9 protein-coding genes, 1 pseudogene and 1 riboswitch are annotated in these 13,665 nt (G+C 45.3%); of the genes and pseudogenes, 5 read left to right on the forward strand and 5 right to left on the reverse strand.

Annotation, left to right across the window (positions count from 1 at the left end):
• Positions 1-3: 3 nt before the first annotated feature.
• The 4 genes and pseudogenes from AC58QM_RS14810 to AC58QM_RS14825 all read right to left on the reverse strand — a co-directional run.
• Entirely contained in the window at positions 4-429 is a 426-nt protein-coding gene (locus AC58QM_RS14810) for a MarR family winged helix-turn-helix transcriptional regulator (protein ID WP_497285169.1), read from the reverse strand.
• A 158-nt stretch (positions 430-587) separates the two neighbouring features.
• Positions 588-1,388, reverse strand: coding sequence for a phosphotransferase (locus AC58QM_RS14815; RefSeq protein WP_497285171.1), 801 nt, complete (start codon positions 1,386-1,388; stop codon positions 588-590).
• 165 nt (positions 1,389-1,553) lie between these two features.
• Positions 1,554-3,179: an exosporium glycoprotein BclB-related protein gene (locus AC58QM_RS14820; protein WP_497285316.1), complete on the reverse strand. Its 1,626-nt coding sequence runs from the start codon at positions 3,177-3,179 to the stop codon at positions 1,554-1,556.
• An 820-nt stretch (positions 3,180-3,999) separates the two neighbouring features.
• A pseudogene (locus tag AC58QM_RS14825) lies at positions 4,000-5,553 on the reverse strand (malate:quinone oxidoreductase); the annotation flags it as partial.
• Between the two features lie 498 nt (positions 5,554-6,051).
• Positions 6,052-6,144: riboswitch (cyclic di-GMP riboswitch) on the forward strand.
• Positions 6,145-6,212: 68 nt separating this feature from the next.
• On the opposite strand from AC58QM_RS14825, the gene AC58QM_RS14830 reads away from it, so the two are divergent.
• From AC58QM_RS14830 to AC58QM_RS14850, 5 genes are all read left to right on the forward strand, one after another.
• Positions 6,213-7,877, forward strand: coding sequence for a diguanylate cyclase domain-containing protein (locus tag AC58QM_RS14830; protein WP_497285173.1), 1,665 nt, complete (start codon positions 6,213-6,215; stop codon positions 7,875-7,877).
• 87 nt (positions 7,878-7,964) lie between these two features.
• Complete coding sequence (locus AC58QM_RS14835; protein ID WP_497285175.1) at positions 7,965-9,308, forward strand: spore germination protein; 1,344 nt, start codon at positions 7,965-7,967, stop codon at positions 9,306-9,308.
• A 3-nt stretch (positions 9,309-9,311) separates the two neighbouring features.
• Entirely contained in the window at positions 9,312-10,421 is a 1,110-nt protein-coding gene (locus tag AC58QM_RS14840) for a hypothetical protein (protein WP_497285177.1), read from the forward strand.
• A complete protein-coding gene (locus tag AC58QM_RS14845) occupies positions 10,388-11,503 on the forward strand; it encodes a Ger(x)C family spore germination protein (RefSeq protein ID WP_497285179.1) in 1,116 nt (371 codons plus the stop codon). The genes AC58QM_RS14840 and AC58QM_RS14845 overlap by 34 nt, the downstream gene beginning before the upstream one ends.
• Positions 11,504-11,551: 48 nt before the next feature.
• Complete coding sequence (locus AC58QM_RS14850) at positions 11,552-11,989, forward strand: hypothetical protein (protein ID WP_497285181.1); 438 nt, start codon at positions 11,552-11,554, stop codon at positions 11,987-11,989.
• Here the strand turns inward: AC58QM_RS14850 and AC58QM_RS14855 are convergent.
• Positions 11,920-13,644 carry a hypothetical protein gene (locus AC58QM_RS14855; RefSeq protein ID WP_497285183.1) on the reverse strand — a complete coding sequence of 575 codons (1,725 nt, stop codon included), beginning with the start codon at positions 13,642-13,644 and terminating at the stop codon, positions 11,920-11,922. The genes AC58QM_RS14850 and AC58QM_RS14855 overlap by 70 nt on opposite strands.
• Between the last annotated feature and the right edge of the window lie 21 nt (positions 13,645-13,665).

Below are 13,665 nucleotides of genomic sequence, written 5' to 3' on the forward strand. Positions count from 1 at the left end.
AAATTATTCATCTTTCACACTCGCGTATAGCTTTTCAAGAATAACTTTCAACTCATTGATTTCAGATATGCTCAAATATCTGGTCACATGATTATGGGCTTCGAGCACAACGGGAAGAACCTTTGATTTCAAACTTACTCCTTTAGCGGTTAAGTATAAGTTATGTGATCGTTTATCCGTATCATTTACTACGCGTTTTACGATATCTTTTTTTTCTAAGGAATGAATCATTCGAACAATCGTCGTCTGATCCCGGTCGATCGTTTCCGTTAGATCTTTTTGAGTCGTTGCTTTATCACTGTCAAGAACACTAAGAATCCCCCATTGTTCAGGAGTAATTTCAAACTGCTTTAATTGTTTGGTAAAGTAATTGTTCATTTTGACATTCGTACGATTAACCTGGAATCCTGTAATTTCGAATAGCTCCATCGTTCTCTCCTTTGGTACTCAGCCTGATTCACTCCGTATTATACATGCTATAGCATGTATAAGCAATAACTTCCCTATGACGACGTTCGTTGGAGCTCCGTTAACCGTCAGAGGGAATAGGGAATACTTGACTATAACATGGTGTTTCCCGGCCAACTTTATATCCATTCTTCGAAATGCTCTGTCACAAAACGAATTTCTCTCTCATAGTGCGCCAAGTGACCCTCATCCACCATTTTTTGAAAAGCAGGATTCCCGTCTGCAGCACCATTTCTCAGCGTATCACATAGTACAATTAACCGTTGAATAATCCACTGTTGCAGATTAGCAGGGACCGGAATTCCATAAGATTCAAAGAATAATTGAATTCGCCGACGGCGCTCTGAGGCATGTATGTCACATTGGTAGGCCGCTATTGTTCCTGAAGATGGGTCTGCTGCGAAACTCGCAAGCGGAACCGATGTGTATAGAGAGTAAGCAATGTCCCACATGCGCGGACCTGGACCCGCCATATCAAAATCAATTAGCGCCACAGGAGCTCCATTTTGAAAAGCAACATTATACAACGCCGCGTCATTATGACAGATCACTTCGTGATCAGTAACATCAGGATAACTAAGCTGCCATCTTGCCTCCGTATTAGGAATGAAAGCTGTAGTCGCATCATGGAAACGACGCAAGAGGCAGGCCAAACCCCGTAAAGTTTCGTCCGACCACATGTATGGGTCAAGCTTTGGATAATTGTTCCCCGGAACTTCTCCCGTTATAAACGTTACTATTTCACGACCAGAGTCATCGATTCCAAGAAATCTTGGCGCTGCTTCAAATCCTTGTTTTTCTAAATGTAGGAGTAATTCATGCACATTCGCACTCCAATAGCCTATGGGTCGGCGAACCGTATTCTCCTTGCGGACAATGTGATTTACATTACCGCCTTGCAGCACTTCTTCTTGAGTCAATTGGTTTCATTCCTTTAAGTTTAATTTCACATGCATCTTATTCTATTTCCATTCTATTTCCAAGTATGTACATGGTCTATGGAAAGATTAGTTTTATTCAAACTCCAATAAAAAGAAGCACCCTTTAAAGGGATGCCTCTTTCCACTAATTCTGCGTGCAATGTGTTATACGATATTAACGCCACCGCTTGCATAACCAACAACTGTATTAATCAGTGTCAAGCCAGTAGCCGAACAAGAGAATACCATGAGCAGTCGTGTGCCAGCAGTAACTGGTATGGAAAGCCCTGTTAATAAACCATCTGAGACAGTTCCAATAGCTACTGCTCCGGTGAGAGCTGGAGCAAGTGTGACTGCTGTTCCCAGGATAGGCGAGAACGAGTTATCTGGTGCAGTTGATTCATACAATTGTGCTGTTACAGTAATCGTTGTGCCAACTAGAGCAAGTGCAACTGTATTACTCAAGAATGCAGCCATCGAGGTAATCGTGCCATCACGCGGTACGGAGAAGGCCATATTGGCAACAGCCACCGTATCAATGAGACCACCAATCAGAGAAACACCTGCTGTACTAGTACCAAAAGCAACTAAACTTGTCGTACCGACCAAACCGCCTGCAATTGTTGTTAACGTAACAGGTAAGCCGGATGCGAAAGGAACAATAGCTCCCTCTCCTGTTGCACCAGTTGCACCAGTTGCACCAGTTGCTCCGGTTGTGCCAGTAGCGCCTGTAATACCTGTGGCTCCAGTAGCCCCAGTAGAACCTGTTGCTCCTGTTAAACCTGTTGCTCCTGTCGCTCCTGTTGCTCCAGTAGAACCTGTTGCTCCTGTTAAACCTGTTGCTCCTGTTGCTCCAGCTAATCCTGCATCTCCTGTTGCTCCAGTTGCACCCGTAGGTCCTGTTGGACCTGTTCCACCAGTCGCTCCTGCTAGACCTGCAGTTCCTGTTGCACCCGTTAGTCCTGTTGGGCCTGTTGGACCAGTTACTCCAGTCGCTCCGGTTGCTCCTGCTAGACCAGCGTCACCTGTTGCACCTGTCGGTCCTGTTGGGCCTGTCCCACCAGTCGCACCTGTTGCTCCTGTTAAACCTGCAGTTCCTGTTGCACCCGTTGGTCCTGTTGGGCCAGTTCCTCCAGTCGCACCTGTTGCTCCTGTTAAACCTGCAGTTCCTGTTGCACCCGTTGGTCCTGTTGGGCCAGTTCCTCCAGTCGCACCTGTTGCTCCTGCTAAACCAGCATCACCAGTTGCACCTGTAGATCCTGTTGGGCCAGTTCCTCCAGTCGCACCTGTTGCTCCTGTTAAACCTGCAGTTCCTGTTGCACCCGTTGCTCCTGTTGGGCCAGTTCCTCCAGTCGCACCTGTTGCTCCTGTTAAACCTGCAGTTCCTGTTGCACCTGTTGCTCCTGTTGCACCTGTTGGACCTGTTGATCCTGCTGGGCCAGTTAATCCTGCAGTTCCTGTTACACCTGTTGCTCCTGTTGGGCCTGTTCCTCCAGTCGCACCTGTTGCTCCTGTTAAACCTGCAGTTCCTGTTGCACCCGTTGGTCCTGTTGGGCCAATTGGGCCAGTTTCTCCAGTCGCTCCTGTTACCCCTGCATCTCCTGTTGCTCCTGTATCTCCAGTTGCTCCTGTTGCTCCTGTTGCTCCTGTTGCGCCAGTTGCACCACCTTCAGGGCCTGGAGCTCCTGTTTCACCAGTTGCACCCGTTGCTCCTGTTCCACCTGTAGCTCCTGTTGCTCCTGTAGCCCCTGTTGCACCAGTGATTCCGGATGCTCCAGTGATACCTGTCATACCTGTAGCTCCACTTGCACCCGTAATACCAGTTGCGCCAGTCGCTCCAGTCGCTCCGGTAATACCTGAAGCTCCTGTTGCACCTGTAAGACCAGTTGCACCTGTAATACCAGTTGCTCCTGTTGCACCCGTAGCTCCTGCTAAACCTGCAGTACCAGTCGCTCCTGTTGCTCCTGTCGCTCCAGTTCCTCCTGTTGATCCTGTTCCTCCAGTTGCTCCAGTTGCTCCAGTTCCTCCTGTTGCTCCTGTCGATCCTGTCGCACCTGTTGCTCCTGTTGCACCTGTCGCTCCTGTTGGGCCTGTTGCTCCTGTTTCGCCACCTTCTTCAAATTCCATTTCCATTTCAGACCCGTCATACATCTGAACTTCAAATTCCTTTGCGAAAAACCAATTGATGCTGTCCAAAAACTGTGTAATCATTAGTTGTCTTTCAACTGGTCCCAGATCTTCATCTAGTTCTAACTTTACTTTTTGTTCGTTGTAGTACTCAATCTTGAGCTTCTCAATATCTTCGATATCGAGTTGATTTAGTAGACTTTCAACTTGTGACCGTTTTGTTGGCAATGTCTTTTCCTCCCTATTCAATAGTTTTTGAGATCTATATAATATAATCAAAATGCACCCCTAACTCTTGTACATTCACCCTAGTAAAAGCACATATTTTTCAATAGTTTATAAGATTGGGTTATTTTGGGAGTCTATTATTGTGAATTACTTACTATCATTAACTAAGTTATATATAAAAAAACAGGCCGCAATCCCGACGCCCTTGTCGGATTACAGCCTGTTTGTGCCGTTTATTCAAAGTTATAACAAATCATTAAGTTTGACGTGCTGCCTGTAACGTTTTCTTTTCGCTCAGACCAAGAATCCGAGTTGTTGAAGAATGAATTTCATCAATAAGCTCTGGATGCTTCAGAAGTGACACACCATAACTCGGTATCATTTCTTTGATTTTCGGTTCCCATTCTTTAATACGCTCTGGGAAACATTTCGATACTAGCTCAAGCATAACCGATACTGCCGTAGAAGCTCCTGGAGAAGCGCCGAGCAAAGCTGCTAATGAGCCGTCAGCTGAACTAATGACTTCTGTACCAAATTGCAGTGTTCCTTTGCCAGCAGCTGTATCTTTAATGACTTGTACACGTTGACCAGCTACAACAAGATCCCAATCTTCACTTTTGGCACTAGGGATAAACTCCCGCAGTTCTTCCATTCGTTTCTCTTTCGATAACATGACTTGCTCGATGAGGTATTTGGTCAATGACATGTTCTTGGCACCTGCCGACAACATCGTCACTAGGTTATTCGGTTTAACTGAAGTTACCAAATCAAACATGGAACCTGTTTTAAGAAACTTTGGTGAGAACCCGGCAAAAGGTCCAAACAATAACGATTTTTTATTTTCAATGAATCGCGTATCCAGATGCGGTACAGACATTGGCGGAGCTCCAAGCTTCGCTTTACCGTAAACTTTGGCATGATGCTGTGCGACAACACTTGGATTATTACACACCATGAATATTCCGCTAACTGGGAAGCCTCCAATATTTCGGCCTTCAGGAATACCGGACTTTTGCAGAAGATGCAGGCTTCCACCTCCACCACCGATAAATACAAATTTAGCCGTATGGCGCTCAACACTGCCGCTGTTGATATTGCGTATTTTCAATTCCCACGAGCCATCGCCAGTACGTCTTAGATTATCAACACTGTGTTTATATTTAATATCAACGTTCTTCTTCTGTAAATGTTCAAATAGTATACGCGTTAAAGCGCCAAAGTTAACGTCCGTACCGGAGTCAATTTTGGTTGCCGCGATTGGTTCATTCGATGGACGATCCTTGATAATAAGTGGAATCCATTCCATTAATTTCTTGGGATCATCAGAGAATTCCATTCCTTTGAACAAGGAGTTGTTCGACATGGCTTCATAACGTTTTCTTAAAAACGATACATTTTGATTCCCAAGAACCATACTCATATGAGGCAGTGGCATGATAAAGTCCTGAGGATCTTGGATAAGCTTGCTGTTTACAAGATAGGACCAAAACTGCATAGAATGCTGAAACTGTTCATTAATTTGGATAGCTTTACTTATATCTACAGATCCGTCTGATTTCTCAGACGTGTAGTTAAGCTCGCACAGTGCCGCGTGGCCTGTACCCGCATTATTCCATTCGTTAGAGCTTTCCTCACCAGCATTTTCAAGTTTCTCAAAGACTTTAATTTCCCATTCCGGCACTAATTCTTTCAGCAGTGTACCTAAAGTCGCACTCATGATGCCAGCACCAATCAAAATGACGTCTGTTTTAGTTTGTCTGTTGCTCATTTTTACCATCCTTATACCCTGAAGTTTGCAGAAAAGATAAAGGCGCGCCTGCTTAAGCGTTACAGCAAGCCAGGTCGCGGCCTAATGAGACACCTTTTCCAGATCATTAATAAGCCAAACGAAAATTATTACTTACTATTATATGATAGTTATAAGCCATACGACAAGAAGTGCGTTGAAGAAGTCTTACAATAGTCATTATTAGGTGCAAATTACTTCCAATCATGCCATCTTCTTTATCCTGCTCCTGATATTGCTAATCCATCCATTGACTTTCCTTCTTCTAACCGCCATGTCAAAAACTACAGAGATATCTACGCCTTGCAGCACTGGCCCTAAGGTTAACACAAGGCTTTATCTGATGAATCGTGCCATTTCCTTGTATTTTACCTATAAAGTAAATAAATGGGTCAACTTTACCTTTCTTTATCGAATTCGACAAAAGCCCGCAATTATCGCTATATACAGTTATTTTTTCCCTACTCTATAATGATTAAATAGTAATAGATTTAGTGGGTATTATGCCTCTATGTGACGATCAAATTGAAAAGGCAAATCATCGGAAACGATGAGACGCAAAGCCATGGCCTAACGCATTCCTTACCCGAATGCTATGGTTGACAGGTTGCCGAATAAAAAGGGATGATCCTTTATTCGGGATGATCCTTTTTTTATTCTGGGAAACGGGTAGGAGGGCTCTCATGCATCATTCGCTATCGGAAAGTTATAATTATGTCCTAGTTCTGCTTTCTTTTGTTATTGCGTTGCTTGCGTCTTACACGGCTTTAAATTTAGCTCGGAAGGTGTCCAATTCAGTCGGATGGCACCAGAAAAGCTGGATTCTGTGTAGTGCCCTTGTCATGGGTGTAGGCATATGGTCTATGCATTTCATCGCGATGCTGGCTTATCATTTGCCTAGTGGCATCACGTATCATATATCAATCGTCAGTATCTCTGTTCTTGTGGCGGTCGGTGGGGCACTAATTGGTCTCCTCGTCGCCTTTCAAGCAGGCTCGATTCGTTCCAGCTTCCTTATTGGGGGTACCATCATGGGACTCGCGATCAGTGGCATGCATTATATCGGTATGGCAGCTCTACAAAATGTGACGATTCAATACAAGCCCGTACCGTTCATACTATCCATTATAATTGCCATCTTCGCTTCCATCACAGCACTCTATTTCTTTTTTAAACGCAACCATCAGAGACTGTTAATGAGCACTTTGATTATGGGTGCCGCAATTACTGGCATGCATTATATGGGCATGGTAGCTGCTGTCATGTCGTTCCCTACGGAAACCCATTCTCATAGTGGCAATGCGATAAATATGGACTTCTACGTCGTAGCTATGTACGTGGCCTTCGGAGCCTTGCTCATCTTTGCAATCAGTTTCATTAGTTCTTTATCCGTAGATCGACGACTATCTGAACAGATTGCGCTCAAAGCTTCCATTTTGGAATCAGCTATTGACTGTATTTTCATGTTTAAATCGCAAGGCTGGATTATTGAATTCAACCCTGCGGCAGAAACGATCTTCGGTTACACGCGCCAAGAAGCGCTGAAACGTACGTTTTTCGATCTTCTATTCCCCTTCGATCAAAACGGACAAGAAGCTGCTTTATTGTATCAGCTTTTAAGTCAAAAGGCTGATTCCGTCATCGGCAAACGATTTGAAATTACAGCATACCGCGCTAATCGCACGACCTTTCCTGCAGAAATTATCATCACGAATATGATGTATGGAGGAAAAACGATTTTCACGGCCTACCTCAGAGATTTAACTGAAAAAAGAAAATCCGAAGCACTCATACATCAGTTAGCATACTTCGATCATTTGACTGGATTGCCGAATCGCAATCAATTTAATGAGCAGTTCCAACTCGCACTATCTTATGCCCAGCGACATCAGGAAACCATAGGCGTATTGTATTTGGATATTTACCGCTTCAAATGGATTAATGACAATTTCGGTCACCTGGTTGGGGACCAAACCTTACATAAATTTGCTTCCTTACTTACGAGTTGCTTACCTGAGAAGGGCTCCGCCTTCCGACTTAGCGGGGATGAATTCGTCATCTTACTTCCCCAAGGGAATCAAGTAACCCTAATTGAACAAGCTCAAACCATCATTACCTTGTTGAAAATACCTTTCCGTATGGACATTGGTGATATTTTCGTATCTACAAATATGGGGATTTCCATGTATCCCAACGATGGCGAAACCTTGGAGCAATTGCTCAAACATGCCGATCATGCCATGTATGCCGCCAAAGAACTAGGTCGAAACAATTACCAATTTTATAGGCCAGGCATGCAAATGAAATATGCGCAGCGAACTGGATTTGAACAATATTTGCAAGGATAACTTCCACTTCTGTTTATTCTCCCCCCTTTCAGGGCACGCTAAACCGCATGGTAATGTAAGGGAATTGGGGGAATTGGGGGAATTGGCATGATCGAACAAATCCGTGCTGAATTGAACAATCCAGCTGACCTATTCTATGACACCCTAGACAACGGCTATATGCCGATGGAAGTGATCTACTTCCCGTCTCTCTGCGATCTTGCTTTAATCAAGAATGGATTAACCATTCCTTACTCTTATTGCTTTAAACCGGAAGAATTCGAACGGATGCTTAACGCGAATCCAGCTTTTGGGTTAGTGGATCAATCCGATTATTGGACACCTTTGCTACTTAAAGGGGCTGTCCTTTTTCAAATTGAAGATCAAGTTTATCGATACGACGTGCAGCGGAAATTTCAGGACAAGCCCGACACCGTTCAGGTCGAAGTCGCGATTCAAGGACCACAAAGTGCCTTAACCGAAGACTTGGATTTAAATATTAGCCTCGTTCGGATGCGCTATAATGCGCCATCCCTTTGCGTAGAAACGCATACGATTGGACAAATTTCGAACACACGCGTTACCGTTCTTTATGACAAAGATCTGGTCAATGAAGATGTTCTGGGATTATTAAATGAACGGATTTCCAACATACAAATCAAACTTCTCCAAGCGGCCGGCCAGCTTACGCAATTGCTATCGGGACGAAGACATCGTTTTTTCCCTGTCATTATCCAAACCGAGCGGCCGGATCGTATCGCAGCCATGATGGAACGCGGTAAAATCGCTCTTCTTCAGGATGGCAGCCGCTTTGGGCTCATTCTTCCGGTTCGGCTCTTTGATTTCCTGCATGCCATGGATGATGACTACGAATCCTATTGGATGAGCAAATGCTTACTCATTCTTCGCTATTTGGCTATGTTTTTAACGATTACACTGCCAGCCCTGTATATTGCAATTGTCTCCTATAATCCTGAGGTGCTTCGCGTTCAATTGACACTTTCGATTGCAGGAAGCCGTGTTGTCGTCCCCTATCCGTCCTTTATCGAAGTCTTCATCATGTTGTTCATGATTGAAGCCTTGAACGAGGCTAGCCTCAGGCTGCCACGCTATGTGGGCTCGACCGCAACAACCGTCGGGGGTCTTATTCTGGGGCAATCCATCCAACAGGCGGGGTTAGTCAGCTCCATTATGATTATCGTGACCTCCGTTGTTGCGATTTCCAATTTCGTCATACCTAATAACGGTTTTGGCTACTCGGTACGCTTCGTTAAATATATCTTTGTCATAGCTGCCATATTCTTTGGGTTACTAGGTGTCGTCGTTCTAGGCTTCATCTTAATTTCCTATTGGTGCAGTCTTCGAAGCTTTGGTCAACCTTATCTGGCATTCTATATCCCCAAACTTGAGGCGAAAGCACACCACTATAACCTTAGAAAGGGGTCAAAATAAGTCATGTCGCGGTATACCTACTATCACGTGCTCTATGTCGGCATGATTAATATCATGATGTTTGTTCCCTCGTTGCTGATCCGAGATCGGTTCAATGGTGCTGTGTCGGGTATGCTTATCGCGATGGTGATTGGCACCATTCTTTCGCTTGGTACCATGGCATGCTTTGAGCGGTTTCCGGGACTCGGCTTTCCTGAGATCTGTGATCGGTATACCCCCAGGTGGTTTACGCAAGCCAATATCTTATTTGCTGCGCTAATCCTATGGTTACCAGCTGGCATTATCGTGATTTATGCTTATTCAGAAACGGTTCGTATGTTCTTCTATCCAGATATCAACCCCTATATGAATTTGTTTCTCATGGCAACCGCGGCCGTGTGGGCTTGCACTCGATCTACAAGGACTGTCCAATTCATTCATGAAACCGTGGTTATTCTTAGTTCCCCCATGCTCATTTTGTTTATCATAAAAGCCATTTTCAATGAAAATATTAATTGGGATGCGATACGCTATGTGGCAGGCTATGTGAATAAACCTCCTTCTTTCACAACGATCGCAGCCTCTACCTTCTTATTCTCTGGCTATCTCAGCCTCCTCATTTTCAATCGGCTGTATACAGTGGGGTTTAGATTTAATTTCCGCTGGATTGTGCCGTTATTCGGTGTTTTATTCCTGCTGATTACTTTTTTTGTGCCTATCGGTTTTCATGGGACAGTTGGGGTTGAGGATTATGTTTACCTATGGAGTATGACTGCGGATTCTATGGTGACCGAGTACGGGTTTATTAACCGTGTTTTGTTTGCCTTTCTACTCCTCTTCACAGGTCTATCACTATTGTTCGTCATGAATACCTGGCACACGACGATTATGTTGCTGCGCTACATGATCAATGGCTCCATTGAAGTTGAAGAAGACCCTGCTCCTTGGGTGAACGTATGGCTCGGATTAGGCATCGGTTTCATTGCTCTTCTTTTCATGCGGGTTATGAATCTGGAACGAAATCAGTATCTCTCCGAAGGCTGGTTAATACTTCGATTTTTCCTAGAAATCTATTTCCTTTTCCTCATGATGTATTTCGTATGGAAGCAAAAAAAGGAACAGATCCAGCTATGAGAAATAAACTATTTCTCACCTGTCTATCCCTTCTACTTATCTGTTCGTGTCTTGGCGGATGCAGCTTTAAGGATATTGACAAGCGCTTCTTCGTCGTCGCCATGGGTGTCGATTGGACAGGCAATGAGGATAAACCTTATCTCGTCACACTGCGGCTCGCTATTCCCGCTTCAAAAGTCGGCGAGGGGCTCGCCGAAAGCCAGATCGAACACCAAGAAGCCAAAAGTATTGCAGAAGCCGTAAGGAACCTCAAAGCACATGTCGATAAAGAGCTTGATTTCGGCCATTGCCGCATGTTCTTATTCGGAGCTAACTTAGCGAATAAAACCCTCGAAGAGCCATTGAATTGGCTTACCCGAAGACGCGACATTCAATTAATTTCTTATACTGCCATCGCCGAACCTAGTGCACGTAAGCTGCTTGAATCCAACCCAACAACCGAAAGACTTGCGGGAAACTCCTTTTTTCTCACCTTCGGAAAAGAGGGAACGGTTTCTCCTTACACAGTAACTGAGTTATTGTTCGACACCTTCCGACGCTTTAAGGAAAAAGGGTTAGATCCCTATTTTCCAATCATTAGCTTTGATGGTGATTCTTACGTCGTTGAACATCTTGCTTTGCTGAATAAAAGCAACCAGTGTCTCGTCCTCAATCCGCAGGAGACACAGCTTTATAATATGAGTGCAAATGAGTTCAGCAAGGCAGGGATCGCTATCACTTATAATGAGAAACCGCTCGCCTTCTACGTAGCGAAAGTTACCCAACATATCTCGATTCCCAAAGCGGATATTCCCGTTGTTAAGATGCAACTCCATCTGACTGGCATGGTTGAACAGGGCACTTTGGGTTTAGACATTCACAAGGTACAACCGCAGCTTGAGCAGCATGTCAATCAAACTGTAGAGGCGCTCCTCTACAAGATCAGAGATGCCAAGGTTGACCCGTATGGCTTGGGGCTTCACTACTTGGGCCAACACTTTGGCAAAGAGAAGGATTGGGAGTACTGGCAGTCCGTATATCCAGAGGTGAAGTTCGAGGTAGAAACGCATGTTAAAATCCAAGGCACAGGATTGGTACATTAGGCTGCGTGGCGCAGGAGAGCTTGGAAAAGAGCGACCTGACTTGCGGGAGTGCAGGTTGAGCCTTGGGAGCGTGTAAGTCGATTTTTTCGACTTACGCGAGCGATGCTCGAGCTTTCGGAGCCCGTAAGTCGATTTTTTCGACTTGCGGGAGCGCTGCTCGAGCTTTCGGAGCGCGTAAGTCGATTTTTTCGACTTGCGCGAGCGATGCTTGAGCTTTCGGAGCGCGTAAGTCGATTTTTTCGACTTGCGCGAGCGATGCTCGAGCTTTCGGAGCCTGTAAGTCGATTTTTTCGACTTGCGGGGGCGATGCTTGAGCTCTGGCAGCGCGTAAGTCGATTTTTTCGACTTACGGGAGCGATGCTCGCGCTTTCGGAGCCCGTAAGTCGATTTTTTCGACTTGCGCGCTCCCTTCTCATTTATCCAGACATAATTTCCAATTGTATCTCTGCCTTATTCCCCGGGAAACGTAGAACCGCCATTCGATAAGCACCATTTCGGTTACCATAGCAGTTCTCCGATATCACACTAACGCTATCATCCGAAGCTTTCATGCGATACGCGTACTCACCTAATGAAACACGAATGTCTCCCTCATTCGCTGTGATGGTTGTTCGATCTTCGCCGTTATCCACCAGCAACGGGATTTGGACATAAATTTCATCATGCTTCGAATCCAGCAGCTCGAATCTCAGACGCAGTCCTGTCGCATCTAATTCATATGTTTCTATGACGGCATCACAACCAACCAATCCATCCCCCGTGTACGTCACACTAAAATGAACAAGATCTTCCTGTTGACTCACGATCGTAAGCTCATGCCCCAGACCGCTGCATGCCGCCAGATACTGGATCGACTCTTTATCCCCTCGCCAGCCTGGACCTATAGCCGCGGCGATTCGTTCCAGACCCGGGCTAATCTGATAGTGCTCCCCGATTGTCAGTGGCGTAGATAAGGCAAGTTCCGTTGGTGCCCCTCGCTTATGTAATCTTCCTAACCCCGTGGCATCGTAACTAGCATTGGCGGAGGTGTCAATTTGTAAGGAGTACCCGCCTGCGTTAGCAACGATTTGATGAAAGCATTCCGGCGATTGCCAAACATAGCCTCCTGCCTCTGCAGGGCAGCTTGCTTCTGGTATCCCATCATCAGCGAACCAATAGGCAATCGCTAAGAAAGCTCCCATCGTAATCATATATTTATCATAGTAACCATACTCTTCCGTCCCATGCTTGGAAGCCACAGGGAAATTGTTTTTGATGTGCCGCGGCGGAACTTGGGTCAGCCAACGTGTAATAGAAGTGACTGCCAAGTGTGCGCAACGTTTGAAGGCACCAGCAAGTTCGCTGTTATGCATACGATCATAACGAACAGCCTCGTATTCCGCATTCGCGGCGACCAACGCCTCGTTGAACAAGAATTGGTTGCTTCTCCCTCCAAATGCAAATTCATAAGCGGCAGATTGTGTGTATAAGGTGGTTAACCCACCTTTTTTCAAATAACCATCGAGTTGCTCAGCATATTTCCCCTCATAGCCCAGCCCAATCATCAGCTGAATATGAGTGCGCGTTGTTAAGTCATAGAGCATCGGGCAGCCTGGGTCCTTATACATGCCTGTCGATTCATCGAACCGGCCAAGCTGGATCGGCCAATGTTGATCAAAATAAGACGTCACATCAGTAAGTCCTCTTTTCTCACGCAAAAACTCACCAACCATATTATAAACATTAATGTTGTGAAGCTTTTCGATGGGAACATCTTCACGAGCAACCGATTTATAGTGTTGGCTTGGACAAATTTCTCTCAGCAGTGTATCCCAGCGGATAACATCATCCGCGCGGAGCCTTCCTGTCTCATGCATCATATGATAAGCGAACATCACTTCCTTTATGGCAAAATCAGCAGGGTAATCCCTCTGAATCGTGACAATTTCAAGGCAGCAATCTGTCATGATTTGTTCCCATAGCGGTACCAGTTGCAGTCGTCTTCCCCCGTGAATCAAACAAGCGACTACGGTAAGAATGCGCGAATAGGAATGTAAATCCAAGCGGGTCTGACCGTCAGCAGCCAGTCGCTTCTCTAGATGGGCAATGGGATACGCATCCAAGCTAAGCTCCAACATATCCAGATATTTGCTCTTCATCATCTCTTCGTCCTTCCTATCTTT

This window comes from Paenibacillus sp. J22P165 (genome assembly GCF_059692015.1).